This window comes from Mycobacterium sp. SA01, from assembly GCF_041287105.1.
GTDB lineage: Bacteria > Actinomycetota > Actinomycetes > Mycobacteriales > Mycobacteriaceae > Mycobacterium.
The window spans coordinates 327,729-353,189 of the sequence record NZ_JBGGNO010000020.1; the positions used below are offsets into that span (position 1 = coordinate 327,729).

The 25,461-nt window shown below is 65.6% G+C and carries 28 protein-coding genes; 19 read left to right on the forward strand and 9 right to left on the reverse strand.

Annotated elements, in window-relative coordinates; all coding sequences use genetic code 11:
- Positions 1–121 precede the first annotated feature (121 nt).
- A complete protein-coding gene (groL, locus tag AB4879_RS20685; protein WP_102805245.1) occupies positions 122–1,747 on the forward strand; it encodes a chaperonin GroEL in 1,626 nt (541 codons plus the stop codon).
- A gap of 189 nt (positions 1,748–1,936) precedes the next feature.
- A complete protein-coding gene (locus tag AB4879_RS20690; protein WP_370509086.1) occupies positions 1,937–2,809 on the forward strand; it encodes an endonuclease domain-containing protein in 873 nt (290 codons plus the stop codon).
- A 58-nt stretch (positions 2,810–2,867) separates the two neighbouring features.
- Here AB4879_RS20690 and AB4879_RS20695 read toward each other — a convergent pair whose 3' ends face one another.
- Positions 2,868–3,236, reverse strand: coding sequence for a pyridoxamine 5'-phosphate oxidase family protein (locus tag AB4879_RS20695; RefSeq protein WP_370509087.1), 369 nt, complete (start codon positions 3,234–3,236; stop codon positions 2,868–2,870).
- 66 nt (positions 3,237–3,302) lie between these two features.
- Between AB4879_RS20695 and AB4879_RS20700 the strand changes: the two genes are divergently transcribed.
- The gene (locus AB4879_RS20700) at positions 3,303–4,127 is read left to right on the forward strand and encodes an SDR family NAD(P)-dependent oxidoreductase (protein WP_370509088.1); all 825 of its coding nucleotides are present in this window, start codon (positions 3,303–3,305) and stop codon (positions 4,125–4,127) included.
- On the opposite strand, the gene AB4879_RS20705 is transcribed toward AB4879_RS20700, so the two are convergent.
- Both AB4879_RS20705 and AB4879_RS20710 read right to left on the reverse strand, forming a co-directional pair.
- Positions 4,116–4,676 carry a carboxymuconolactone decarboxylase family protein gene (locus tag AB4879_RS20705; RefSeq protein ID WP_370509089.1) on the reverse strand — a complete coding sequence of 187 codons (561 nt, stop codon included), beginning with the start codon at positions 4,674–4,676 and terminating at the stop codon, positions 4,116–4,118. The two genes, AB4879_RS20700 and AB4879_RS20705, sit on opposite strands and share 12 nt — an antisense overlap.
- Positions 4,673–6,397: an amidohydrolase family protein gene (locus AB4879_RS20710; RefSeq protein ID WP_370509090.1), complete on the reverse strand. Its 1,725-nt coding sequence runs from the start codon at positions 6,395–6,397 to the stop codon at positions 4,673–4,675. The genes AB4879_RS20705 and AB4879_RS20710 overlap by 4 nt, the downstream gene beginning before the upstream one ends.
- Before the next feature lie 41 nt (positions 6,398–6,438).
- On the opposite strand from AB4879_RS20710, the gene AB4879_RS20715 reads away from it, so the two are divergent.
- From AB4879_RS20715 to AB4879_RS20735, 5 genes are read left to right on the forward strand one after another with little or no spacing between them, the layout of a single operon-like run.
- Complete coding sequence (locus AB4879_RS20715; protein ID WP_102805252.1) at positions 6,439–6,849, forward strand: VOC family protein; 411 nt, start codon at positions 6,439–6,441, stop codon at positions 6,847–6,849.
- A gap of 10 nt (positions 6,850–6,859) precedes the next feature.
- Complete coding sequence (locus AB4879_RS20720) at positions 6,860–7,384, forward strand: mycothiol transferase (protein WP_370509091.1); 525 nt, start codon at positions 6,860–6,862, stop codon at positions 7,382–7,384.
- Between the two features lie 44 nt (positions 7,385–7,428).
- Complete coding sequence (locus AB4879_RS20725) at positions 7,429–7,947, forward strand: phosphatase PAP2 family protein (protein ID WP_370509092.1); 519 nt, start codon at positions 7,429–7,431, stop codon at positions 7,945–7,947.
- A gap of 18 nt (positions 7,948–7,965) precedes the next feature.
- The gene (ppk2, locus tag AB4879_RS20730) at positions 7,966–8,823 is read left to right on the forward strand and encodes a polyphosphate kinase 2 (RefSeq protein WP_370509093.1); all 858 of its coding nucleotides are present in this window, start codon (positions 7,966–7,968) and stop codon (positions 8,821–8,823) included.
- Between the two features lie 28 nt (positions 8,824–8,851).
- The gene (locus AB4879_RS20735) at positions 8,852–9,691 is read left to right on the forward strand and encodes a hypothetical protein (protein ID WP_370509094.1); all 840 of its coding nucleotides are present in this window, start codon (positions 8,852–8,854) and stop codon (positions 9,689–9,691) included.
- On the opposite strand, the gene AB4879_RS20740 is transcribed toward AB4879_RS20735, so the two are convergent.
- From AB4879_RS20740 to AB4879_RS20755, 4 genes are read right to left on the reverse strand one after another with little or no spacing between them, the layout of a single operon-like run.
- A complete protein-coding gene (locus tag AB4879_RS20740) occupies positions 9,688–10,395 on the reverse strand; it encodes a hypothetical protein (protein WP_370509095.1) in 708 nt (235 codons plus the stop codon). The genes AB4879_RS20735 and AB4879_RS20740 overlap by 4 nt on opposite strands.
- Before the next feature lie 24 nt (positions 10,396–10,419).
- Positions 10,420–10,752 (reverse strand): hypothetical protein, encoded by a 333-nt coding sequence (locus AB4879_RS20745; RefSeq protein ID WP_370509096.1) that lies wholly within the window; start codon positions 10,750–10,752, stop codon positions 10,420–10,422.
- Positions 10,749–12,272, reverse strand: coding sequence for a hypothetical protein (locus tag AB4879_RS20750; RefSeq protein WP_370509097.1), 1,524 nt, complete (start codon positions 12,270–12,272; stop codon positions 10,749–10,751). Before AB4879_RS20750 ends, AB4879_RS20745 begins: the two co-directional genes overlap by 4 nt.
- Positions 12,269–12,568, reverse strand: coding sequence for a DUF2563 family protein (locus AB4879_RS20755; RefSeq protein WP_370509098.1), 300 nt, complete (start codon positions 12,566–12,568; stop codon positions 12,269–12,271). Before AB4879_RS20755 ends, AB4879_RS20750 begins: the two co-directional genes overlap by 4 nt.
- 85 nt (positions 12,569–12,653) lie before the next feature.
- Between AB4879_RS20755 and AB4879_RS20760 the strand changes: the two genes are divergently transcribed.
- Positions 12,654–13,415: a hypothetical protein gene (locus AB4879_RS20760; protein ID WP_370509099.1), complete on the forward strand. Its 762-nt coding sequence runs from the start codon at positions 12,654–12,656 to the stop codon at positions 13,413–13,415.
- Positions 13,416–13,421: 6 nt separating this feature from the next.
- Here AB4879_RS20760 and AB4879_RS20765 read toward each other — a convergent pair whose 3' ends face one another.
- Together AB4879_RS20765 and AB4879_RS20770 are read right to left on the reverse strand one after the other, a co-directional pair.
- Positions 13,422–15,416, reverse strand: coding sequence for a prolyl oligopeptidase family protein (locus AB4879_RS20765; protein ID WP_370509100.1), 1,995 nt, complete (start codon positions 15,414–15,416; stop codon positions 13,422–13,424).
- A 24-nt stretch (positions 15,417–15,440) separates the two neighbouring features.
- Positions 15,441–17,273 (reverse strand): NAD(P)-binding domain-containing protein, encoded by a 1,833-nt coding sequence (locus AB4879_RS20770; protein WP_370509101.1) that lies wholly within the window; start codon positions 17,271–17,273, stop codon positions 15,441–15,443.
- Positions 17,274–17,391: 118 nt separating this feature from the next.
- Between AB4879_RS20770 and AB4879_RS20775 the strand changes: the two genes are divergently transcribed.
- From AB4879_RS20775 to AB4879_RS20820, 10 genes are all read left to right on the forward strand, one after another.
- Positions 17,392–18,444: a 2,3-butanediol dehydrogenase gene (locus AB4879_RS20775; RefSeq protein ID WP_370509102.1), complete on the forward strand. Its 1,053-nt coding sequence runs from the start codon at positions 17,392–17,394 to the stop codon at positions 18,442–18,444.
- Positions 18,441–19,220, forward strand: coding sequence for an acetoin reductase (locus tag AB4879_RS20780; RefSeq protein ID WP_102805264.1), 780 nt, complete (start codon positions 18,441–18,443; stop codon positions 19,218–19,220). The genes AB4879_RS20775 and AB4879_RS20780 overlap by 4 nt, the downstream gene beginning before the upstream one ends.
- A 23-nt stretch (positions 19,221–19,243) precedes the next feature.
- A complete protein-coding gene (locus AB4879_RS20785) occupies positions 19,244–20,533 on the forward strand; it encodes a GAF domain-containing protein (protein ID WP_370509103.1) in 1,290 nt (429 codons plus the stop codon).
- Between the two features lie 10 nt (positions 20,534–20,543).
- Positions 20,544–22,067: an aldehyde dehydrogenase gene (adh, locus tag AB4879_RS20790; RefSeq protein WP_370509104.1), complete on the forward strand. Its 1,524-nt coding sequence runs from the start codon at positions 20,544–20,546 to the stop codon at positions 22,065–22,067.
- Complete coding sequence (locus AB4879_RS20795) at positions 22,067–22,570, forward strand: DUF779 domain-containing protein (RefSeq protein WP_370509105.1); 504 nt, start codon at positions 22,067–22,069, stop codon at positions 22,568–22,570. The genes adh and AB4879_RS20795 overlap by 1 nt, the downstream gene beginning before the upstream one ends.
- A gap of 29 nt (positions 22,571–22,599) precedes the next feature.
- Complete coding sequence (locus AB4879_RS20800) at positions 22,600–22,878, forward strand: putative holin (protein ID WP_370509106.1); 279 nt, start codon at positions 22,600–22,602, stop codon at positions 22,876–22,878.
- Positions 22,871–23,425: a hypothetical protein gene (locus AB4879_RS20805; RefSeq protein ID WP_370509107.1), complete on the forward strand. Its 555-nt coding sequence runs from the start codon at positions 22,871–22,873 to the stop codon at positions 23,423–23,425. Before AB4879_RS20800 ends, AB4879_RS20805 begins: the two co-directional genes overlap by 8 nt.
- Positions 23,426–23,429: 4 nt before the next feature.
- On the forward strand, positions 23,430–24,830 hold the full coding sequence (gene lpdA, locus AB4879_RS20810) for a dihydrolipoyl dehydrogenase (RefSeq protein WP_102805270.1): 1,401 nt from the start codon (positions 23,430–23,432) through the stop codon (positions 24,828–24,830).
- Positions 24,827–25,096 carry a hypothetical protein gene (locus AB4879_RS20815; RefSeq protein WP_199189732.1) on the forward strand — a complete coding sequence of 90 codons (270 nt, stop codon included), beginning with the start codon at positions 24,827–24,829 and terminating at the stop codon, positions 25,094–25,096. Before lpdA ends, AB4879_RS20815 begins: the two co-directional genes overlap by 4 nt.
- 150 nt (positions 25,097–25,246) lie before the next feature.
- Complete coding sequence (locus AB4879_RS20820) at positions 25,247–25,459, forward strand: hypothetical protein (RefSeq protein WP_142391310.1); 213 nt, start codon at positions 25,247–25,249, stop codon at positions 25,457–25,459.
- Positions 25,460–25,461 lie beyond the last annotated feature (2 nt).

Genomic DNA, 25,461 nt, shown 5'->3' on the forward strand with positions numbered 1-25,461 from the left:
CGACCAGTGAGTGCTAGGTCGGGACGGTGAGACCGAAGTCGTACACACCTACGGTCGTCCGTCGCGGGCACTGCGTCCGGCCAAGAGACGTGTAACCCCCAACCGGAGGATTCACTTCGCAATGTCCAAGATCATTGCTTACGACGAAGAGGCTCGCCGCGGCCTTGAGCGGGGCTTGAACGCCCTCGCCGACGCGGTAAAGGTGACGCTGGGCCCCAAGGGTCGCAACGTCGTCCTGGAGAAGAAGTGGGGCGCCCCCACGATCACCAACGATGGTGTGTCCATCGCCAAGGAGATCGAGCTCGAGGACCCGTACGAGAAGATCGGCGCCGAGCTGGTCAAGGAAGTCGCCAAGAAGACTGACGACGTCGCGGGCGACGGCACCACCACCGCCACCGTGCTGGCTCAGGCTCTGGTTCGCGAAGGCCTGCGCAACGTCGCTGCCGGCGCCAACCCGCTCGGCCTGAAGCGCGGCATCGAGAAGGCCGTCGAGAAGATCACCGAGACGCTCCTCAAGAGCGCCAAGGAGGTCGAGACCAAGGACCAGATCGCGGCCACCGCCGGGATCTCCGCGGGCGACCAGACCATCGGTGACCTGATCGCCGAGGCCATGGACAAGGTCGGCAACGAGGGTGTCATCACCGTCGAGGAGTCGAACACCTTCGGCCTGCAGCTCGAGCTCACCGAGGGTATGCGCTTCGACAAGGGCTACATCTCGGGTTACTTCGTGACCGACGCCGAGCGTCAGGAAGCGGTCCTCGAGGATCCGTACATCCTGCTGGTGTCGTCGAAGGTCTCGACGGTCAAGGACCTGCTTCCGTTGCTGGAGAAGGTCATTCAGTCGGGCAAGCCGCTGCTGATCATCGCCGAGGACGTCGAGGGCGAAGCCCTGTCCACCCTGGTGGTCAACAAGATCCGTGGCACCTTCAAGTCCGTCGCCGTCAAGGCCCCGGGCTTCGGTGACCGCCGCAAGGCCATGCTGCAGGACATCGCGATCCTGACCGGCGGCCAGGTTGTCAGCGAGGAGGTCGGCCTCTCGCTCGAGACCGCCGATGTCTCGCTGCTGGGTCAGGCCCGCAAGATCGTCGTCACCAAGGACGAGACCACCATCGTCGAGGGCGCCGGTGATTCCGACGCCATCGCCGGCCGGGTGGCTCAGATCCGTGCCGAGATCGAGAACAGCGATTCCGACTACGACCGCGAGAAGCTGCAGGAGCGCCTGGCCAAGCTGGCCGGCGGTGTTGCGGTGATCAAGGCCGGAGCTGCCACCGAGGTGGAGCTCAAGGAGCGCAAGCACCGCATCGAAGATGCTGTGCGCAATGCCAAGGCCGCCGTCGAGGAGGGCATCGTCGCCGGTGGTGGCGTGGCTCTGCTGCAGTCGGCTCCGGCTCTCGACGAGCTCAAGCTCGAGGGTGACGAGGCGACCGGTGCCAACATCGTGCGTGTCGCGCTGTCGGCTCCGCTGAAGCAGATCGCCTTCAACGCGGGCCTCGAGCCCGGCGTTGTCGCCGAGAAGGTCCAGAACTCTGCTCAGGGGACCGGCCTCAACGCCGCGTCCGGTGTGTACGAGGACCTGCTCAAGGCCGGCGTTGCCGACCCGGTGAAGGTCACCCGCTCGGCGCTGCAGAACGCAGCGTCCATCGCGGCGCTGTTCCTCACCACCGAGGCCGTCGTCGCCGACAAGCCGGAGAAGGCCGCCGCACCTGCGGGCGACCCGACCGGTGGCATGGGCGGTATGGACTTCTAAGTCCCTGTACGAAAGAAGCCCCGGTGCGCTCCGCGCACCGGGGCTTTTTCGTTTGTCCGTCCCGCTTCCTTCCGCCGAGTGTGCGGTTTCATCCGCAACACGCCGCGGTTGGCGTATCGATCCGCACACTCGCGGCTGCGCTGTGGACAGCAGGACGCACACGCTGCGACGCATTGGCAGTCTTCGCGTATGCAGACCATTGCCTGGCCGTTCCTCGCGGCCGAGGCATTGGCCGCCAATGAGCTCACCTTTCGCGAGCTCAGACGGTTTCATTCAGCGGTCTATCCAGGTGTGTGGACGCCGCGCGGCGTCGAACTCTCGGCCATCGACCGGGCGCGCGCCGCATGGCTCTGGTCGGGGCGCCGAGGTGTGCTGGCTGGTTTGTCCGCGTCCGCGTTGCTGGGCGCGAAATGGATCGATCCGGACGTGCCCGCGGAGCTGGTGCACACCAATCGGCGCGCACCACAACTGATCTCAGTGCATTCGGACACCTTGTTGCCTGCCGAGATCCGGCAAGCGCGCGGGCTGCCTGTCACCACGCCGGCTCGAACGGCCTTCGATCTGGGACGGCGGCTCGACTTCACGACGGCAATACAACGGATCGACGCCCTCATGAACGCCACGGACGTGAAGGTCGACGACGTCTGGTCCGTCATAGCGCACCACGGGGGCGTACGCGGATTACGGCAGTTGACGTCACTGCTTGAGCTTGTCGACGGCGGGGCTGAATCGCCGTACGAGTCGCTCACCCGAATCCTGCTTGTCCGCAATGGCTTTCCGCGGCCGCAGACGCAGGTTCGAGTATGCGACGACGACGGATATGTGGTGGCCCGACTTGATATGGGATGGCCCGAATACCGAGTCGGCGTCGACTTCGACGGAGCGCACCACTGGACTGACCCACAGCAGCGATCGAAGGACATCGAACGCTACGCGCGACTGCCAGAGCTCGGATGGACCGACGTTCGGGTGACAAGTTCTATGCTGCACAACAATCCGCGGGTCATCCTCGGCCGGGTCGGGCAAGCGCTCACGGCGCGAGGCTGCCCGCGGACGTGGTGAGTGTGCGTCCACATCCGCGATCGACGGCGTGTCGCGGATGAAACCGCACAGTCGGCGGTCAGGCCAGCGGAACGCAGTCGTCGCCGCAGCCCGATGCCGTCGCCACACCCGGGACGGCGGACCGATGTAGCACCGCGCGCTTTGGGATGACCCGCAGCCGGTCGTCGGCGAACTCGCCGCGACCGTCGACGATCAAGCTGTACCCGCCGGGCTCTCGCGGCGGCCACACCATCGTCACGTCGGGGTGCGCGAGCGCGTTGCGCCGCGTGCTGTTGCCCACCGATCCGACCTCGAGCACACCCGCGACGAGCCGAGGGTCGACCGCCACGGTGTGCGCGCGGTGCTCGTCGCTCACGGTGATCAGATAGCCGAACGGATAGTCGGCCAGCGTGCCGGCGAGCTGATCGAGATCCACCTTGACGCTCATGCGCCGACGATACTGCGCCGGTCTAGCGTGGGAATACCGTCGCTGCCCGCACGAGTTGAGGACCACATGCCGCTGCCTACGCCGTCCCCCACGTCCACTGCCGTCGTCACCGGGGCCTCCTCGGGAATCGGTGCAGACATCGCCCGCGAACTCGCCGCCCGCGGGCACGGGGTCACCCTCGTCGCCCGCCGCGAGGACAAGCTCCGAGAGCTCGCGGCCGAACTTGGCGAGAAGGTTCGCGTCGAGGTCATCGCCTGCGATGTCGCCGACGCCGACGCCCGTGCAGCGCTGTTCGACGAGGTCGAGCGACGCGGCCTGACCGTCGACATCCTGATCAACAACGCCGGCATCGGCGTGGTCGGCTCGGTTGCCACCGCACCGGTCGCCGACGAAATCGCTCAAGTACGTGTCAACGTCGAAGCCGTCATCGACCTCACCTCATGCGCTGTGCAGCAGATGGTGCCGCGCGGACGCGGCGCGATCCTCAACGTCGGATCGACCGCCGGCTTCCAACCGTTCCCCGGCCAGGCCGGCTACGCCGCCACCAAAGCCTTCGTCCGCAGCTTCACCGCGGGGCTGCGCGGCGAGCTCGCCGGCACCGGTGTCACCGCGGCGGTCCTGCACCCCGGCCCGGTGCGCACGGAGTTCCTCGCCGCCGCCGGGATGGACGAACGCGAATTCGCCTCCGCCTTCCCGAAATTCATGTGGATGCCGTCACGGACAGTCGCGAAGATCGGTGTCGACGCGTTGGCCGGCGACCGCGGCGACGTGATCGCCGGTATTCAGAACGTGGTCAGCACCCGCATCTTCCAGACCTTGCCGCATCGCGTGCTGCTGCCCTTGCTGGCCAAGAGTCACCCCGCGCTCAAGCGCGATGCATCACGCAACTGACGGCCACGCCCGCATCCAGCCCTCGACCGGCAGGTCCAGTCCGTTGCACAGCGTGCACACGGTCCGGTACCAGCCGACGGCGATCAGCAGTTCCATCCGCTGCTCGTCGTCGAAGCTCTCACCCAGCGCGGCCCAGGTGGACGCCGACCATGAGCCGGTGCGCTCCAACTCGTCGACGGCCTCGATGAGCACCCGCTCCGCAGCACTCCATCGCGCATCGTCAGCAGAACCGACCGCCAAGGCGTCGGCTTCATCACCGGACACCCCGGCGATCGGTCCCCAGAACGCGGCCTGCCCGCCCCACTCGTAGGCGCAACGCACCAGCCCGCAGATCCGCAGGATCGCGATCGTGCGGACGCGCGGCGGCAGCCGGGTGTCGACGTAGAGGGATTCACCCATCTTGCGCAGTTTGCGGGCCATGTCGGGGTGCCGCTGCAGACACCGCACCAGCAGCAACGGCTCGTAGGTGCGATCGGGATGGCCCCAGCTGCCGATGTCGGCGGCGTCGGCGTCACTCCACGGCTTAGCGAGCGGCGCGACGCGGCTCACCGGGCAGGCACGGGTTGCCGTCCGCGGATCAGTTTGCCCGGCAGCGCCGACGTCGGCACCCCGTTCTCCGAGATCACCTCACCGGCGACGATCGTCGCCACGTAGCCGTCGGCGGTCTGGTCGAGCCGCCGGCCGCCCGCGGGCAGGTCGGCCTTGACGGTCGGCTGGTGCAGCCGCAGCGCATCGGCGTCGATCACATTGACGTCGGCTTTGTAGCCGACCGCGAGCCGGCCGCGGTCGGCCAGGCCGGCGATGCGGGCGGGCACCGACGTCAGCTCCTGGATCACCCGTTGCAGCGAGAGCCGGCCAGATGGCCTGTCTCGCACCCAGTGCGTCAGCATGTAGGTGGGAAAGCTTGCGTCGCAGATCATTCCGTAATGCGCGCCGCCGTCGCCCAGACCCAGGACGACATCGTCGCGCTGAATCAGCTCGGCCACCGTGTCCAGCGAGTTGTCCCGGAAGTTGGCCAGCGTCACCAGCAGCATGGCGTGGCCGTCGTCGTCGAGCAGCCGGTCGTACGCCTCCTCCAGGGGGCTGACGCCCCGTGCGGCCGCCCGTGCACCGATCGAATCCTCAGGGGAGGGTTCGTAATTCGGCGGGTCACCGAGCGGGAACATGTAGTTCCACGCCTGCGCGGCGAACATCAGCGGATGTCCGTCGCTGGCCGGCTGGTCGTTCAGGATGCGTTCGCGCACTTCCGGTTTGCGCATCTCGGCGACGCGCTCGGCCAGCGGCAGATCGGCGATCTCGCGGTATGCCGGGTACATGACGAACGGGTTGCCGGACAGGTCCAGACCGAGAACCAGGCCGATCGGCCGCGGGAAGATCTGCCCCGTGACATCGCCGCCGTTGGCGTTGGCCTTCTCGACCATACGCAATGCGTCGAGGTGGATCGGCGGACCCGCGTTACCGATCGCGAGCGTGAAGGTCACCGGCAATCCCACGTCCGAGGCGACGTCGAACACCGCGCTGAGCGCACCCTCGTAGTCTCCGGCCATCAGATCCGGCACGAACTGCAGCAGTCCGCCGCCGGCGTCGTCGACACCTCGAGCGATCGCCTCGATCTCCTCGTACTGCGCCTCGTAACTCGGAATAGGTTGTCCACCAGAGGTTTTATGCAGGGTGAGCCGTGACGAGGCGAAGCCCAGCGCACCCGCGCGAATCGCCTCCTCCGCCAGCTTGCGCATCATCGCCAGGTCCTCGGGAGTCGGGAGCTCCCGGTTGACGCCGCGCTCACCCATCACGTACACCCGCAGCGGGGAGTGCGGCAGGAACGCTGCGACGTCGATGTCTCGCCGTCGCGAATCCAGTGCGTCGAGGAATTCGGGGAAGGTCTCCCAGGTCCACGGCAGACCGTCGACCATCACGACGCCGGGGATGTCCTCGACACCGGCCATGACGTCGACGAGCGTGTCGTGGTCCTCCGGACGGCACGGCGCGAAGCCGACGCCGCAATTGCCCATGACTGCGGTGGTCACCCCGTGAGCCGACGACGGCGTCATCCGATCCGACCAGATCGCCTGCCCGTCGTAATGGGTGTGCAGGTCGACGAAGCCGGGAGTGACGAGCAGGCCGGCGGCGTCGATCTCACGCTCACCTTTCTCGGTGACGGTGCCCACCGCGGCGATGACGCCGTCGGACACCGCGACGTCACCGGGGTAGGGCTCGCCGCCCAGCCCGTCGACGATCGTTCCGTTGCGGATGACCAGGTCATAGCTCATACCGACGACATTACGTCGCAACCTCCTGTCACGATGGAGGTGTGATCGATCACTTCGGAATCAACTGCGACAACTACGCCGAATCCCAGGAGTTCTACGACAAGGTCCTGCATGTCTTGGGCTACCACCGGGTGATGGACTTCGGTGAAGCCATCGGTTACGGCACCGACGGCAAGCCCTCGTTCTGGATCGCCGACGCCTCCGCCGGTGACGCCACCGGACCCAACCGGGAGGTGCACATCGCCTTCGCGGCCAAGGACGCCGAATCGGTCCAGGCGTTCTTCCACACCGCCCTGGCGCTCGGCGTCGAGCCACTGCACGAGCCGCGGCTGTGGCCCGAATACCATCCGGGCTACTACGGCGCTTTCGTGCGCGACCCCGAGGGCAACAACGTCGAAGCGGTCTTCCATGGCGCCCAGCCTGAGGCTCAGACCCCGACGAACTCCGCGTAGCGTTCCGGTTATGGCCGACTCACTGTCCGATGCAGATGCCGCCCGCGAACTCCTGCGCGACTCGTTCACCCGCATCATCGAGCATGTCCAGGACATCACCGACGATCTGACCGAGGAACTCTCGTTCTTCCGGCCGACCTCCACGGCCAACAGCATCGCGTGGCTGGTGTGGCACAGCGCCCGGATTCAGGATGCGCAGCTCGCCGATATAGCCGGAACCGAGCAGGTGTGGTTCAGCGGCGGATGGGTGGACCGCTTCGACCTCGACCTGCCCCGCGACGCGCACGGCTACGGCCACACCCCCGAGGAGGTCGGCAAGGTTCGGGTGCCCGCAGACTTGCTGGCCGGCTACTACCACGCCGTGCACAAGGTCACCCTGGAGTACATCGCCAGCGTCACCACCGAGGAACTCGCCCGCGTCGTCGACGAGAACTGGAATCCGCCGGTGACGGCAAGCGCGCGGTTGGTCAGCATCATCGACGACTGTGTCCAGCATCTGGGGCAGGCGGCGTACGTGCGAGGCATCGCCCGCTGATCACCTCCGCGGTCCGCTGGTGGCCGCCGGTCGGGCTGGCCGCGATGGCGCTGCTCGGGTGGGCTGTGGGCAAGGGCTCGACCGCGGTCGACGACTGGTTCCAGCTCGCCAACGGCAGCGGGCTGGGACGACTGCTGTTCTTCACCGATCAGCGCACGATGGCGGTTCTTGTGGTCGCTGTGCTGGCGATCGCGGTATACCGGCGCCGCTGGCCTTTGGTCGCCGCAGTCGCAGTGAGTCCCGTTGCCGCTATTTGGCTTTCGCGCTTCTTCAAGGAGGTCCTCGGCCGCCATAAGGGTGGCGGGCTCGCCTACCCGAGCGGCCACACCACGCTGATGGTGGTGGTGCTGGGCATGGTCCTTCTGGTGGTGGGGGCGCAGCTGTATGTCGTGGTGGTCGCCGTTGTCTGGGCGCTGCTGGGGATGCTGGGGCAGGCGGTGACCTATCACTACTTCACCGACGCCGTCGGCGGGCTTCTGCTGGGCAGCGCGATCGCCTGCCTGGCCGCCGCGCTTGTCGGCGGGACCGGTCGTTCACCGCGGCGTCACCCCCGGTTTCCTTGACGCTGCTAATTTCCGCGCGTGTCACTAGACAGCCATGGCTACACGGTTTTCGACGACGACGATGACGACCCGGTGCTGCTCGACGCCGCCGGTTTGGCCGTCGACACCTGGCGGGAGAACTACCCGTACGAACATCGGATGTCGCGCAACGAGTACGAGGAGCAGAAGCGGCTGCTGCAGATCGAGCTGCTGAAGCTGCAGAAGTGGAGCCAGACGAACGGGCTGCGGCACGTCCTGGTGTTCGAGGGGCGCGACGCGGCGGGCAAGGGCGGCACCATCAAGCGCTTCATGGAGCACCTCAACCCGCGGGGCGCTCGGGTGGTGGCATTGGAGAAACCCACCGAGAAGGAACGCACTCAGTGGTACTTCCAGCGCTACGTCAACCACCTGCCTGCGGCAGGCGAGATCGTGATGTTCGACCGGTCCTGGTACAACCGCGCCGGGGTGGAACGGGTGATGGGGTACTGCACGCCCAAGCAGCACGCCGAGTTCATCCGGCAGGCGCCGTTGTTCGAGCAGATGCTGGTCAACGACGGCATCAGCCTGACCAAGCTCTGGTTCTCGGTGTCCTCGAGCGAGCAGCGCACCCGGTTCACCATCCGCCAGGTCGACCCCGTCCGGCAGTGGAAACTGTCGCCGACGGACCTGGCGTCGCTGGACAAATGGCACGACTACACCTCGGCCAAGGAAGACATGTTCGCCTGGACCGACACCGAGATCGCGCCGTGGACGGTCATCAAGAGCAACGACAAGAAACGCGCACGGATCAACGCGATGCGCCACGTGCTGAGTAAGTTCAACTACGACAACAAAGACCATGAGGTGGTCGGCCAGCCCGACCCCTTGATCGTGGGCCGCGCCACTCACTCCGACTGAGGCGTCGCGTCCCCGCAGAGGAGGACGCGTGCGGTTCGCGACGACGCTACTGATGTGGCTCGTCACGACGCTCTTGTTGGCGGTCGCCTTGCCGGCGGTCTGGGTGCAGCAGCACCTGATCGACGAGGACGGCTACGCGGCGCTGGCGCAGAAGGCGGCCGCCGATCCCGGGTTGCAGTCGGCGATGGCCTCGGAGCTGACCTCACAGGTGGGCCGATTGGGTACTGGCGTGAACACCGGGACGGTGAGTCTGGTCGCGGCCGCATACACCGCGAGTTCGACGTTCCCAGGACAGTTCGCGCAGGCGAATCGCTTCGCGCACCGATGGCTGTTCACTGATCGGGTCCGGTCGAGTGTCGATTCGCAAGGCCGGTGGGTGATTGACGCCGCGCCGATGCTGTCAGACGCCGCGTTCACAGAGACACTCAGCGACTACAACGTAACGCTGCCGTCGTCTCTGCCAATCCCGTTGACCGAGAACACGCCTGCGGCGTTACGGCCCGGCGCGTTACGTCCGGTTGCGACGTTCGGCCCGTGGGTCAGCGTCGGCGCCGCGGTAGTGGCCGGGCTGTTCGCCCTGCTGACCCTTTTCGTGGCACGCAGCCGGGGCAAGATGCTCATAGGACTGGGCGTGTCGGCTCTGCTGGTAGGCGCGGCTGGTTGGGCGGCAATCGAATTCGGCCGCCGGCGCCTGGATGCGGTGTTGAACAACTCGTCTGGTGATATCCGGCGGATCGCCGAGGTGATGGTCGGCACTGCGCAGGACAGCATGCATCAATGGTTGAACATCACTTTGATTGCCGGGGGCGGGCTGGTGATCATCGGGGTGATCGTGTCGCTGCTGGTGAGTCTGGCCAGGACGAACTAGGCGGACGACTCGTCGTCTTCACGGGCGTAGTGCCGGGCGACCGGGTCCCGTAGGCCGTAGCCCATCGGTCGGATCGTGCCGATTCGGTAGCCGATGAGATAGAGGATCGGCGGCAGGAAAAACATTGAAATCGACAGTGCCGCAGCGATGATCGCCTGTGTTCTTTGCCCACGTGCCACCGGAAGTTTGCGTGTCGCATCGCCGATCCCGCAGGCGAGGGCTGCCAGACAAATTATTGCTGCGGCGGGGAGGGTCTTTGCGTTCCACTCCGTCAGTGCGCCACCGAAGCCGAACAACCCGACGCATGCGACGAACAACCACCACGTCTTGGACGCTGTGACCCCGCCGGGATAGCTGTCGCGCGGCAGCATCGACGGTGGCTCGTCGGCGTCGGCGTCGGTTGGGTCAGGAGCGCTGTCCTGCATCGAGAATGCGTGGTTGCGTCCCCGGATCCTGATGTAGGGGGTCTTGAAGTAGGCCTGGAAGACGGTGACAAACGCGATGCAGAGTGCTCCGGCAATAACAACCTTCCATCCCCGGCCAGCCAAGCTCAGGGAGATGAAGGCGCCGCCGAGAAGCGAGCCGAACCAGTACAGCCAGCGCTCGTACTGACGGTCTTTGACGAAGGCGGTGCCGAGCCAGGCGCCGACGAGCAGTGCTGCGCCTGCGATAAACAGCCAGTCTGACCAGATTTCAAGAGTCATGGCTGCATGTGCTGGCGCCAAGTCTCATTCATCCTCGCTCGCCAAAGCTGGCGGACGGTCGGGCCGGGCAGAGGCCGCGTATATCCGGCCCTTGATCTTGATAAAGGTGGTCCAACGACCGGCGACGGCGACGAGCGCCAGGGCCACCATTATCGATCCAAACAGCGCACGGCCCCACTGGGGCCATTGCGACAAGAACACTGACACCGTTGCGACTGCGCAGCATGTCCACCACACTCGCCGTTCAATCGAATCTGGCGACAGCCTGGCAGATTTCCACAGCGGGAAACTACTGAAGATTGCAGCAGCGCCGAGCGCGGCCAAGGTCAAATAGCCAAAAACCTCTTGCATTTTCACCAGCTCTTTCCGCCGCCACCAGCCGAACTAATGATTGGGTCGAACATCGACCCAATGTCACCGCCCAACTTCTCGCCACCAAGACCGCCAACTACGCTCGCCGCGACGACGATTGCCGCCGTAGTCCACGGACCAGTGAAAGACCCGGCTACCGCTGCTGCACCCCACGCTGCGGCGGATCCGCCAGCTACGCCACCCAGGGCGCTGCCGAATTCTTGCGCGCTCCCGCCATGGGCGAAATCATTGAGCGCGGTCCCCAGTTCGATCAGGTCTCCGACCTTTCCGACCTTCCCGGCGATATGACCCCACTTCTCGGCGTCAGCCGGAGATAGCAAATCCTCCAACTTCGCATGTTGTCCGGTTGGTATCCGCTTGGCGTAGGCCTCGACCCCCTCGGAAAGCGGTCCGGTGTACTCGGTGACGTCACCGGCCTTCTTGAGTAAATCGTTGATAACCAGTTTGGCGCCGTCCTCCGACATGCCCTGACTGGTAAGGGCATTCATCGCCTGCTTGACAGCGACGACGCGCCCGAACTGGTCTCCTTCGTCCAAGGCCTGCGTTGCTTGGTCAGCCGACATCGGCGGCAGGCCGTAGAGCCCCTGCTCCAATTTCCGTTGCATGTCCAGCCGCTTCTGCGCCTGCGTTCGGGCATCGCCACCGAGAACAGGATCCTTCGGCAACGGTCCCACGAAGTGAGCCATCCGGAAATCATCGAGCCGTTCGCCCGCCAACCGGCGAGCGTCCGCGTCCGCACTGGGATTGGTGGCGGTGACGAAGTCACGCAAACGCGCTGCAGCGTCGGCCTTTTCCGGGGTCATCGGGCCGCCGCTGTTGACCAGCGCCTCATCTTTGGCGCGCTGGTTGGCGTCGTAGTAGTCGGTGGATTCGCGGCCGCGTTGTTCGGCGCCGGGCTCACCGTCACCGTCGACGTCCTCGATCGGGGCGGGATCGTAGCCGTGCTCGGCGCGTAGGTCGGTCAACGCCGCATTCAACTTTGTGCCGTAGTCGTCGCGTAGCGCCTCGACTTGGTGCAGCACCCCCGAGGTGGCAGTGATCGCGCTGTCCTCGAGTGCGGAGGTGTCCTGGTCGTGCGCCAGCGCTTGATCGATGAGAGCGTCGATGTAGTGCAACTGGGTGTTGAGGTTATCCACCTGCATGCCCGAAAAGCGTTGTGTCTCAGCGAGAGTTGCCGCAATGTTGGACAGGTCCACTCCGATCGCCGGCAATTGGTCACGCTGGACCATCAGCCGGGTCGTGGCGCGTTGAACTTCAGCGCTGTCATTGATCGGGTGCTCGCCGTTCTCCCGATTCCAAGACGCGCGGAACCGCTGCTGCGCCTGTTCGAACTCCGAGTACGTCTCGGCCGTGCAGGCGCCCGCGCTGTAGAACGCCCGCCCGAGGTCGTTGATCGCCCCGGGATCCCCGCTCTGCAGCGTCTGGTCTACCTTCCACGGATCACCGCCGGCCTCACCGACGAGGGCGCCGATGCTGATGTGCTTGAGGCTCGGGTATTCGGTCACAGCACCGAACGCAGGGCCTCGGCATTGCGCTCTTCCATCTCGACGAACACCGACGCCGTCTTGTGCCCCTTGTCGCCGACGACCCCCAGCCGGTTCTCGTGGTCGCGCAGCCGCTGGATGTGGTTGCTGTGCGCATCGGAGAGTGCGCCGTGAAACGACTCGGCAGCAGCGAAACTACCGAAAATGCCTGCGCCGACTGTTGCCCGACTTAGCTGGTCAGCGCCCTCCATGGCGAAGGATGCGGCGTTGTACGACCGGTTCGCGCCGGAGCGCATTTCTTCGACATCGACCTGCACTTCACGCCCCCTTGCGAGTTAGCTGCTAGCTTGAGGGTACTACGTGGTGCGTGGTGGTCAATTCACTTCGACCTAGGGGGCAGCGGTGGGTGATCTGGGGATCCTCGCGGCCGGAAGTGGATCTCAACCGACCGTCCGCGAGCCGTTCACGCTGATCTTCATGGCTCTGGCGTTTGTCGGCCTCGTTGTGACGGCGGGCGCCCTATGGAGCAAGCGCGGTCTGTCGGCTGAGCGACGGATCTTTTGGTGTGGCGTATTGGTGTCGGGTGTTAGCGCGTTCATTGCGGCTCTGCTGAATTGGAAGGTTGGGATCGGCCTGCTGTTGCTTCTTGTAGTCGGGTGGTGCGTCGCCGCATGTTTCGGTACCTCCGTCATCAAAGTCGGCGGCAATGTTCACGCATTCGATATCGATGAGAGCGCGGCCGAATCTGGACTCCTCAGTGACGATGGAAGGCCAAGCGGCGATCCTGAGAGAGACCCCTATCCTGATGCTTACGGATATGGCGCCACAGCCGTCAAGGTCTGGTGGGCGATGGTCGGCGTTGTTTTAGTCTGCGCCGGCAACGTTGTGATGTCTGTGCTCACGGCCAGGGTCGATTGGATTTCCTACGCGGCTGCAGGTGCGCTCGTTGTTTATGCGCTGGGTCTCGGCTACGGCGACGCGAGCTGGAGCTACCGGGTCGCCCGCGGCCAATATTTCCAGTTCGCGCTCGCCGGAATCTTGTCTGCCGGCACTTTCACTGCCCTCTATCTCGCGGCGTATGCGGCCGGTCGGCGATGGCCACTGCGACGCAAGGAATCACTGGAATACCGGACGCACCCTAGACACCGAAAAGAAGTGCTCTGAACCCAATCAGCCCAGCATCCGATGCAGGAACGAGTAGCTCAGGGCGGACTTGAACGCCGTCTGCGCATTATCGGCCGCCCCCGCATGGCCGCCTTCGATGTTCTCGTAGTACCAGACGGGATGCCCGGCGGCCTCCAGCGCGGCCGTCATCTTGCGGGCATGACCCGGGTGCACCCGATCGTCACGCGTCGACGTGGTGATCAGCACCGGCGGATACCGCTTGTCGGCCGAAATGTTCTGATACGGAGAATATTCCGAGATGAACGCCCAGTCCTCGGGTTCGTCCGGGTCACCATATTCAGCCACCCATGATGCTCCCGCCAGCAGCAGATGGAACCGTTTCATGTCCAGCAGCGGCACCTGGCACACCAGAGCACCGAACAGTTGCGGGTACTTGGTCAGCATGATGCCCATCAGCAGCCCACCGTTGCTGCCGCCCTGGGCGCCCAGCTGCTCGACGGTGGTCACCCCGCGGGCAACGAGATCACTTGCGACCGCTGCGAAGTCCTCGGCTACCTTGTGCCGCCCCTCCCGCATGGCCTGGGTATGCCAGCCCGGGCCGTACTCTCCGCCGCCACGGATGTTGGCCAACACGTACGTCCCGCCCCGCGACAACCACAGTCGTCCCAGCACCCCGTCGTACCCCGGGGTCCGGGACACCTCGAATCCACCGTATCCACCCAGCAGCGTCGGGCCTGGGGCCGCGCTGTGCTTGTGGCCGACGACGAAGTAGGGGATGGCTGTGCCGTCATCCGAGGTGGCGAAATGCTGGGACACCACCAGGTCGGCGGCGTCGAAGAATGAGGGCGCCCGCTTGATCTCGGTCAGTTCGCCACCGGCCGTGCCGTGCAGCAGTCGTGATGGCGTGATGAAATCGCTGGAATCCAAGAAGATCTCGTCACCGTCTGGATCGGTGGCAACGATGACGGTGTTGTCCCCGACGCCCGTGACGGGTTCACGAGTCCAGGATCCCGGTGTCACGATCTCGACCCGGCTGGCGACGTCGACCAGACTCACCAGCAGCAGGCGATCCAGCGTCCAGGAGTATTGGTGCAGACTGGAATGCTCGTCAGGCTCGAAGACGACCACTAACTGCGCTGTCCCCGAAAGGAATTCGTCGTAGTCGGCGGCCAGGAGCGACCCGGCCCGGTATGACGCGGTGCCGGTCTCCCAGTCGCTACGCAGTTCGATCAGCAGCCACTCACGGTGGACCGACACGCTGGCGTCGGTCGGGGCGTCGATGCGGATCAGCTCGTCGGCCCGAAGCTCGTACACCTCATCGTTGAAGAAGTCGATGGCGCGGTGCAGCATCGTGCGCTCATAGCCGGGCGTGCGGTCCACCGATGCCCCGACGATCACGTCGGTGACCGGTCCGGTGAACACGGTCTGCGCCTCGGTCAGCGGCTGGCCGCGGAACCATCGCTTGACCACTCGCGGATAGCCGGACTCCGTCATCGAATCGGGTCCGAAGTCCGTTCCCACCAACACCGTGTCATGGTCTTCCCACGACACCTGCGACTTCGCCTCCGGGAGTTCGAACCCGCCGGCAACGAATTCTCTTGTGACCATGTCGAATTCGCGCACAATAGCCGCGTCCGAGCCGCCCGGTGACAGACTGACCAGAGCCCGGGTGTAATCCGGTTCGATGACGTCGGCGCCCGCCCAGACCCACTTCTCGCCATCGGCGGCGGCGAGTGCGTCGACGTCGATGATCACATCCCAGTCCGGCTCCTCGGTCAGGTAGCTCTCCAGCGTGGTCCGCTGCCACAGCCCCCTCGGGTTCTCGGCATCGCGCCAGAAGTTGTAGAGATACTCACCGCGCCGGCGCACGTACGGAATCCGCGCGTCGGTGTCGAGAACCTCCAGTGCCTCGGCGCGCATCTGCTCGAACCTCTCGTCGCTGAATTCGGCGACAGTCGGATCGTTGTGCTTGCGCACCCATGCGAGCTGGTCTTCACCGGCGATTTCTTCGAGCCACAGGTACGGGTCGTCTTCGGCCATGCCCTCTATTCTGCGGGCGGGGCCTCAGCTGAGGTGATGCGCCTCCTGCAGCCCGTACACCGGAGTGGGAATTCCCTCGTAGCGAGCCTTGAGCTGCAGCGCCAAATACAACGAATAATGCCGAGACTGGTGCAGATTGCCGCCGTGGAACCAGAGGTTCTCTTGCTGGGTGGGCTTCCACATGTTGCGCTGCTCGCCCTCCCACGGTCCGGGGTCCTTCGGGGTGTCCGAACCCAACCCCCACACCTTGCCGACCTTGTCGGCCACCTCCTGGCCCATCAGGTCGGCCGCCCAGCCGTTCATCGACCCGTATCCGGTGGCGTAGACCACCACGTCGGCCGGTAGTTCCGTGCCGTCGGCGAGCACCACCGAGTTCTCGGTGAGCCGATCGACCTGGCCGTGGGCCAGCTTGATCCTGCCGTCGGCCACCAGGTCGCAGGCGCCGACGTCGATGTAGTAGCCGGAGCCGCGGCGCAGGTACTTCATGAACAGTCCGGATCCGTCTGCACCCCAGTCCAGTTCGAAGCCTGCTGCTTCGAGCCTGGCGTAGAACTCCTTGTCGCGTTCCCGCATCTGGTCATAGAGCGGGATCTGGAACTCGTGCATGATCCGATACGGCAGCGACGCGAACGTGAGGTCGGCCTTCTCGGTGGTCATTCCCGCCGCCAGCGCGCGTTCGGAATACAGGTCACCCAGGCCGATCTCCATCAGGCTGTCCGACTTCACGATGTGCGTCGAGGACCGCTGCACCATGGTCACGTCGACACCGTTCTCGTAAAGCGCCTTGCAGATGTCGTGGGCGGAGTTGTTCGAGCCGATCACCACCGCCTTCTTGCCCACGTACGGATCAGGGCCGGGGTGGGCACTGGAGTGGTGCTGATCGCCGCGGAAGATGTCCTGACCCGGCAGCACCGGCACGTGGGGTTTGCCCGACATGCCCGTCGCGAGCACCAGGTGCGTGGGATGCAGGGTCAGCCGCTCACCGTCGCGGTCGACCTCGACGGTCCACTGCCGGGCGGCCTCGTCGAAAGTCGCCGACAGGCAGGTGGTTTTCGGCCAGTACGGCACCTCCATCACCCGGGTGTAGAACTCCAGCCAGTCGCCGATCTTGTCCTTCGGCGCGAACACCGGCCAGTTCTGCGGGAACGGCAGGTACGGAAGGTGGTCGTACCAGACCGGGTCGTGCAGGCACAGCGACTTGTACCGCTTGCGCCACTGATCCCCGGGCCGCTCGTGGCGGTCGACGACGATGGCGGGCACGCCGAGCTGGCGCAGCCGCGCACCCAACGCGATCCCGCCCTGACCGCCCCCGATAACCAGTGTGTAGGGCTGCACCGTGCGACCCAACTGGGCTTCCTCCTCGGCGCGCTTCTCCGCCCACGACCGGGCGTCGGGGTCGTCACCGTGAACCGCGCCCAGCACCCGGGAGGCGCCCTTGCGCTCCTCGTGTCCCTTGAGTTCCTGCAGTGCGGTCAGCAGCGTCCACGCCTCAGTAGTCTCTGAGTCGCTTCGAAGGCGCAGATGTCCGATGCCGCGTCCGGCGCCGGTTTCGAACTCGATGAACGCCGACGTGACATCGCCGTCGACGGTGGGTTCCTCACGAGTGCGGAAACCGGACGGGTCGGTGTCGGCCAGCCGGGCGCCGAGCATCTCGGCGATCCGGTCGCGGCCCTCCATCGTCTTGATGTTCCAGGTGAAAGACACTAGGTCACGCCAAAAACTGTCGACGGCGAACATGCCGGCGACCCGTTCCACGTCGCGGCCGGCCAACGCGGCTTCGAAGTCGGCGAGCCAGGAATCGACGCGCTGCTGCGCAGTCACGTCGCTGGTGGTCTGAGGGTCCAGAGTTGAAGTCATGTGAGCCACACCACACCCGAGGTGCACGGTCTGGCAAGAGTTGCGAGCCGTTGCACTGCGCCGGCTGCAACCCCCTGCAACTCTTTCGGATGTGGTCGCCGTCACATAGAACTGCGGAATGAAGGCAGCTGTGTACTACGGACCGAACAAGATCGAGATCGACGACGTCGCCGAGCCCGACCCAAAGCCGGGCACCGTCAAACTCAAGGTCGGCTTCAACGGGATCTGCGGCACCGACCTGCACGAGTACTACGCCGGGCCGATCTTCATCCCGACCCAGCCACATCCCCTGACCGGCGCGGAGCTGCCACTGACCATCGGGCATGAATTCTCGGGCACCATCACCGCGGTCGGCGGCGGGGTCACGGGCTGGGCGGAAGGCGACCGCGTCGCCGTCGAACCCATCTACAAGTGCGACCACTGTGCACCGTGCCGGGCGGGCAACTACAACGTCTGCCAGCAGATCGGCTTCCACGGCCTGATGTCCGACGGCGGGATGGCCGAATACACGACGGTGCCGACCAGCATGCTGCACAAACTCCCCGACAACGTCTCGCTGGAACTCGGGGCACTCGTCGAGCCGATGTCGGTGGCCTATCACGCCGCCACCCTGGGCGATGTCCGCCCCGGCGACACCGCGATGGTGTTCGGTGCCGGGCCGATCGGCATCGGACTGTGGTTCGCGTTGCGCGGCAAGGGACTTGACGACGTTCTGGTCGTCGAACCCTCTCCGACCCGGCGCGCCGCCATCGAGGTGCTCGGCGCGACGACCCTGGATCCCGCCGCCCTCGATATCCCCGGCTTCATCGCAGAACACACCGGAGGACGCGGCGCCGATGCGGTGTTCGATGCCGCCGGCGTCACCCCCGCAGTGGCGACGGCGCTGGCGTGCGTGGGTTCCCGCAAACCCATGGTCAGTGTCGCGATCTACGAAAAAACACTGGAGACACCACTTCTCAACCTGGTGATGAACGAGTCCCGGATCCAGGGATCGCTGTGCTACACCGGCGCCGACTTCGAGGCGGTCATCGCGCTGATGGCCGCCGGCAAGTACGACACCACCGGATGGGTGACCCGCATCCCGATCGACGATGTGGTCGACGAGGGATTCGAGGCGTTGCATGCCGGCACCAAGATGAAAGTTCTCGTCGACCCCAACGGAGAATCATGAGCCTGAACGGAAAGGTCGCGCTGGTCACCGGTGCGGCACGAGGCATCGGACGCGGCATCGCGCTGCGGCTCGGCCGCGACGGCGCTGACCTGGCCCTGGTCGACGTGCGACCGGAAGGTATCGACGCCGTCGCCAACGAGATCAGCGAGATCGGCTGCAAAGTAACCACATTCGTCGCCGACGTCAGTGATCGCCTACAAGTCTTCGCCGCCGTCGACCATGCCGCCTCGGCGCTCGGCGGCTTCGACATCATGGTCAACAACGCCGGTATCGCACTGGTCGGCCCGATCGCCGACGTCACGCCCGACCAGATCGAGAAGCTCTGGGCGATCAACGTCAACGGCGTGCTGTGGGGCACCCAGGCCGCCGTCGCCATGTTCAGACGCAACGGCACCAAGGGAAAGATCATCAATGCTTCGTCGATCGCCGGCCACGACGGCTTCGCGATGCTCGGCCCGTACAGTGCCTCCAAGTTCGCCGTGCGCGCGCTGACCCAGGCCGCCGCCAAGGAACACGCCGCCGACGGGATCACCGTCAACGCCTACTGCCCGGGTGTGGTGGGCACCGACATGTGGGTGGAGATCGACAAACGGTTCGCCGAACTGACCGGGGCCGCCGAAGGCGAGACTTACGAGAAGTTCGTCGGTGGTATCGCCCTGGGACGTGCCGAAACCCCCGATGACGTGGCGGGCTTCGTCTCGTATCTGGCCGGCCCGGACGCCGACTACATGACCGGCCAGTCGGGTCTGATCGACGGCGGCCTGGTCTACCGCTGAGATGCGGAGCACAATCGGCAGTAATGCAAGGGGTGTACGTGCCTGAGCCCGCAGTCGCGCTCGGCGAGGACCCGCGCAACTATGCGCGGCTGATGTCGGCTGTCTACGACGCGACGATGGCGGGCCATCGCGCCCCCGCCCGCCCGCGCGACGTCATCGGCGAATCGTGGCACCGGCTGATGTCGGCCGGGATCGACCCGGACCGCCGCGCCCAGCCCGTCGTCGAAGCCGGCGGGCTGGAGGCGCTGCGCCGGGCGTCCGGCTTGATGGCGGTGCTCGACGAGGTCTCCCGCGGGTTGGAATCCCTGGTCGCCGACGGCACCAACATCCTCGTCGTCGCCGACTCGCAAGGCCGGGTGCTGTGGCGGTCCGGCTCGCCCGCGGTGCTCAACAACGCCGACCGGCTGGGCTTCATCGAAGGTGCGCACTGGGCGGAAGGGGAAGTCGGCACCAACGCCATCGGCACCGCCTTGGTGTCCAAGCGCGCCGTGCAGGTGTTCTCCGCCGAGCATTTTCTGCGCACCCACCACTCCTGGACGTGTGCGGGCGCGCCCATCCGCGATCCGCGAACCGGGCAGGTGATCGGCGTGGTCGACGTATCCGGTCCCGCGGCGACCGTGCACCCGACGACCGTCGCGCTGGTCGACGCCGTCGCCCGGCTCGCCGAGTCGCACCTGCGTGAACAACACGACCGCACCTTGAACCGGCTGCGCATGGTCGCGGCCCCGATCCTCGCCCGGATCGGCAAGCCGGCGTTGGCGGTCGACGCCGAGGGCTGGGTGGCGGCCGTCGACTCGCTGCCGCTGCATCACCGCATCCTGTTACCGGAGGACATCGCGGCAGGCCGCTCGTGGATCCCCACCTTCGGAATCTGCGATATCGATGTGCTGCCCGGCGGGTGGCTGGTTCGGCCGGCTGACGACGACGACGCGCCCGCGTTGGCACAGGCCTCGTTGGACTTGAGCGTCGCCGGCGCACCGGCGTTGGACATGACTGGACAGTTCGGGCGGTGGCGCCACGACGTCTCGCTGCGGCACGCCGAGATCTTGCTGATCCTGGCGCGTGATCCCCGCGGCCGTTCGGCGCCCGAGTTGGCTGCCGACCTTTATGGTGATCGTTCCCGGGTCGTCACGGTTCGCGCCGAATTGTCCCGGCTGCGCAAGCAGTTCGCCGGTCTGCTTGCCGCCCAGCCCTACCGCTTCGCCGGCGGAATCGAGGTGACGGTCCGCTACCCGGCGGACCTGTCGATGGTGTTGCCCGCGTCGACCGCACCCGCGGTTCGCGCTATTCGTATCAATGCAAGTGTCTCGTAGAGGAGTACCTATGCCAGTGTTCGCCCGCCCCGGAACGTCGGGATCTGCCATGTCTTTTCAGTCCCGCTACGAGAACTTCATCGGTGGTGAGTGGACGGCGCCGGTGGGCGGCCAGTACTTCGAGAACCCGACACCGGTGACCGGTGAGGTGTTCTGCGAGGTAGCGCGGTCCACCGATGCCGATATCGAGCTGGCCCTGGACGCCGCCCACGCCGCGGCACCCGGCTGGGGGAAGACGTCGGCGGGGGAGCGGGCGGTGATCCTGAACAAGATCGCTGACCGCATCGAGGCCAACCTGGAGTCGATCGCGCTGGCCGAGTCGTGGGACAACGGTAAGCCGATTCGGGAAACGCTGAACGCCGATATTCCGTTGGCGGTGGACCACTTTCGGTATTTCGCCGCCGCGATCCGCGCGCAGGAAGGCGCCCTGTCCCAGATTGATGAGGACACCGTCGCCTACCACTTCCACGAGCCGCTCGGCGTGGTCGGGCAGATCATCCCGTGGAACTTCCCGATCCTGATGGCGGTGTGGAAGTTGGCGCCGGCGCTGGCCGCGGGCAACGCGATCGTGCTCAAGCCCGCCGAGCAGACCCCGTCCTCGGTGCTGTATCTGATCTCGCTGATCGCCGACCTGTTGCCCGCCGGAGTCCTCAACGTGGTCAACGGCTTTGGTGTCGAGGCGGGTAAGCCGTTGGCGTCGAGCAACCGGATCGCCAAGATCGCGTTCACCGGGGAGACCACCACGGGCCGGTTGATCATGCAATACGCCTCCCAGAACCTGATCCCGGTCACCCTGGAGTTGGGCGGCAAGAGCCCGAACATCTTCTTCTCCGATGTGATGGCCGCCAACGACGATTATCAGGACAAGGCGTTGGAAGGCTTCACGATGTTCGCCCTCAACCAGGGCGAGGTCTGCACGTGTCCGTCGCGCAGCCTGATCCAGTCCGATATCTACGACGAGTTCCTGGCCATGGCGGCGATCCGGACCAAGGCGGTGCGCCAGGGTGACCCGTTGGACACCGAGACGATGATCGGGGCGCAGGCGTCCAACGATCAGCTCGAGAAGATCTTGTCCTACATCGAGATCGGCAAGAGTGAGGGCGCCCAGATCGTCACCGGCGGGGAGCGCGCCGATCTCGGTGGCGACCTCAATGGCGGCTATTACGTGCAGCCGACGATCTTCACCGGTGACAACGCGATGCGGGTCTTCCAGGAGGAGATCTTCGGCCCGGTGGTGTCGGTGACCTCGTTCACCGATTACGACGACGCCATCCGCATCGCCAACGACACCCTCTACGGGTTGGGCGCCGGAGTGTGGAGCCGCGACGGCAACACCGCCTACCGCGCCGGCCGCGACATCAAAGCCGGCCGGGTCTGGACCAACTGCTACCACGCCTATCCCGCGCACGCGGCGTTCGGCGGGTACAAGCAGTCCGGCATCGGCCGCGAAAACCACAAGATGATGCTCGACCATTACCAGCAGACCAAGAACCTGCTGGTGTCCTACAGCAACAAAGCGCAAGGCTTCTTTTAGTGGGCGACGTGGAGGAGCAGACGCCGCCGCGGGCACTGATCACCGCGGCGGCCGCTGAGCTGCTGCATCGCTTGCAGCAGCGGCACGGGTCGCTGATGTTTCATCAGTCCGGCGGCTGCTGCGACGGGTCGTCGCCGATGTGCTACCCGGACGGCGACTTCATCGTCGGCGACCGTGACGTGCTGCTCGGGGTTCTCGAAGGCACCCCGGTCTGGATTTCCGGCCCGCAGTTCGAGACGTGGAAGCACACCCAGCTCGTCATCGACGTCGTCCCCGGTCGCGGCGGCGGCTTCAGCCTCGAGGCCCCCGAGGGGATGCGCTTCCTCAGCCGCGGACGGGCGTTCACCGATGCGGAAAACCGGTTGCTGGCCAGCGATTCTCCGCTGACCGGAGCCGATTATGAGCGCGGCGCGCGACCCGTTGAACGGACCGATCTTGTGGTCATCGAGGCGGCAGACGCGTGTGCAATCCCTGGTCGGCGCGCCGGAGTCGTTCAGCAATAGTCCGTGCCACTGCACGTACCCTGATAAGCGTGATACCCCTGCCTCGGGCATGGCTGCTCACAAGTGCGTTGCTGGTGGGCACCGTGACCGGCCTCATTGCGGCGGTCGTGGCCACCCTGGTGGTCAAGACGCCGGTTCGCCCCGACCTGGTGGTCGGCTTGGTGGTGGCTGTTCCGAGCGTCATCGGCATGCTGCTGATCCTGTTCTCGGGCCGCCGCTGGATGACGACAGTGGGGGCATTCATTCTGGCGATGGCGCCAGGTTGGCTGGGGGCATTGGTTCTGGTTCAGGTGGTGTCGCATGGCTGAAAAAACGTCCCTGCCGTCGACCGAGCCCCACCACGCGCCGATCTTCGACACCGGCCCGCATCCCCACGCACTCCGGTCGCTGACCGACGAACCCGAGGCCGAAGTCTCGGAGGAATCCATCGCCTTCAGCGAGTTGGAGAACTTCGACACCGATGCGTTCCTGCACCGGGTCGAGGGTTCGCTACACGCGGAGCCGGTGGTGGTGCCGCCCGCGTCGACCGCCGCCGCCGGCACCTACCAGTACGTGAAGCGGTGGCACTTCGTGTTCATCGTCGCCGCGGTATGGGTGCTGGCCGCAGCCACCGGCCTGGGCTTCTACTTCTGGTGGTACACCTCGCTGCAGAAGACCCCCGCGGTGTTCTGCGTGCTGATCTACCTGATCGTCTGCTCGGTCGCCAGCATGCTGGTCTCGATGGTGCCGAACCGGCCATCGGTAACGGCCCTGGCCATCGCGCTGATGTCGGCACCGTTGGCCTCGGTGGCCACCGCCGCGCTGCTGCATGGCGCCTACTACTTCGAATGGATTGCCCGCCCGACGATAGGCTGAGGTCGTGACTCACTATGACGTCGTCGTTGTCGGAGCCGGTCCCGGCGGATACGTCGCGGCGATCCGCGCGGCACAGCTCGGACTGAACACCGCAATCATCGAACCCAAGTATTGGGGCGGAGTCTGCCTCAATGTCGGCTGCATCCCGTCGAAGGCGTTGCTGCGCAATGCCGAGCTGGCCCACATCTTCACCAAGGACGCCAAGACGTTCGGCATCAGCGGAGAGGCCACCTTCGATTACGGAGTCGCCTTCGACCGCAGCCGCAAGGTCGCCGACGGCCGTGTGGCCGGGGTGCACTTCCTGATGAAGAAGAACAAGATCACCGAGATCCACGGCTACGGGAAGTTCACCGGCCCGAACAGCATCGAGGTCGACCTCAACGAGGGCGGTACCGAGAAGGTCGAGTTCGACAACGCGATCATCGCGACCGGCTCGAGTACCCGCTTGGTTCCGGGCACCTCGCTGTCGAAGAACGTCGTCACCTACGAGGAGCAGATCCTGTCCCGGGAGCTGCCCAAGTCGATCGTCATCGCCGGCGCCGGCGCGATCGGCATGGAATTCGCCTACGTGATGAAGAACTACGGCGTCGACGTCACCATCGTCGAGTTCCTGCCGCGCGCGCTGCCCAATGAGGACGCCGAGGTCTCCAAGGAGATCGAGAAGCAGTACAAGAAGCTCGGCGTGAAGATCCTCACCGGCACCAAGGTCGAGTCCATCACTGATAACGAGGCCGACGGGTCCGTGGTTGTCGTGGTCAGCAAGGACGGCAAGACCGAGGAGATCAAAACCGAGAAGGTGTTGCAGGCCATCGGCTTTGCCCCGAATGTCGAAGGCTTCGGACTCGACAAGACGGGCGTCGAGCTGACCGACCGCAAGGCCATCGGCATCGACGACTACATGCGCACCAATGTGCCGCACATTTACGCCATCGGCGACGTCACCGCCAAGCTGCAGCTCGCGCACGTCGCCGAGGCGATGGGTGTGGTGGCCGCCGAGACCATCGCCGGTGCCGAAACGCTGGCCCTGGGTGACTACCGGATGCTGCCGCGCGCGACGTTCTGCCAGCCGCAGGTCGCCAGCTTCGGCCTCACCGAACAGCAGGCCCGCGACGAGGGCTACGACGTGAAGGTGGCCAAGTTCCCGTTCACCGCCAACGGCAAGGCGCACGGGCTGGGCGACCCGACCGGCTTCGTCAAGGTCATCGCCGACGCCAAATACGGCGAGCTCCTCGGCGGCCACCTGATCGGGCCCGACGTCTCCGAACTCCTGCCGGAGCTGACCTTGGCACAGAAGTGGGATCTGACGGTCAACGAGCTGACCCGCAACGTGCACACCCACCCGACGCTGTCGGAGGCACTCCAGGAATGCTTCCACGGTCTCGCCGGCCACATGATCAACTTTTGAGACCGACGCTGATCGCCGGTATCGGCGGCATTGTGCTGGGCCACATCCTGTGGCTGATCGGTATCTCGTTGGCGACCAGCGGGCAGGACGTCAGCTTCTGGGTGCTGATCCTCTCGGCGGTGATCCTCGTTGTCACCGCGGTCGTCGGCTATCTGGCATGGCGGGCGTATCAGCGTAAGAGCATGGTGTGGGCGGCTTTTCTCGGCTGCGTGCCGGTCTCGCCGGTGATCTTCACGCTGATCGTTCTCGGCGTCACCTACCTGTAGACGGATCTGCCAGCTGTTCGACAGGTGCGTTTCAGGCTGCCTCAAGCAACAGGGTGTCGACTCCGTAATAGCCGGTGCCAGACAGGGTCCCGGCTGTGAACGGGGGGCGACATGGCCGAGTCGGCACGTGCTGGGCGCACGAAAGTTCTGATGGCAGTGATCGGGGGCGGCGCAGTGCTCGCGATGGGGGGCCTGACCGTCGCGTTCGACGACGGTGTGCCGATGGATTCGTCGCCGGTGGCGGCACCGGTGATGCCTGGCCCCATGACTCAGGGTGAGACGGTGACCACAACGATTCCACCGACCGTTCTGGACACCGAGAAGGCCGTCGTGACGCACAAGGCCCAGCCCTACAAGGGGTAGCC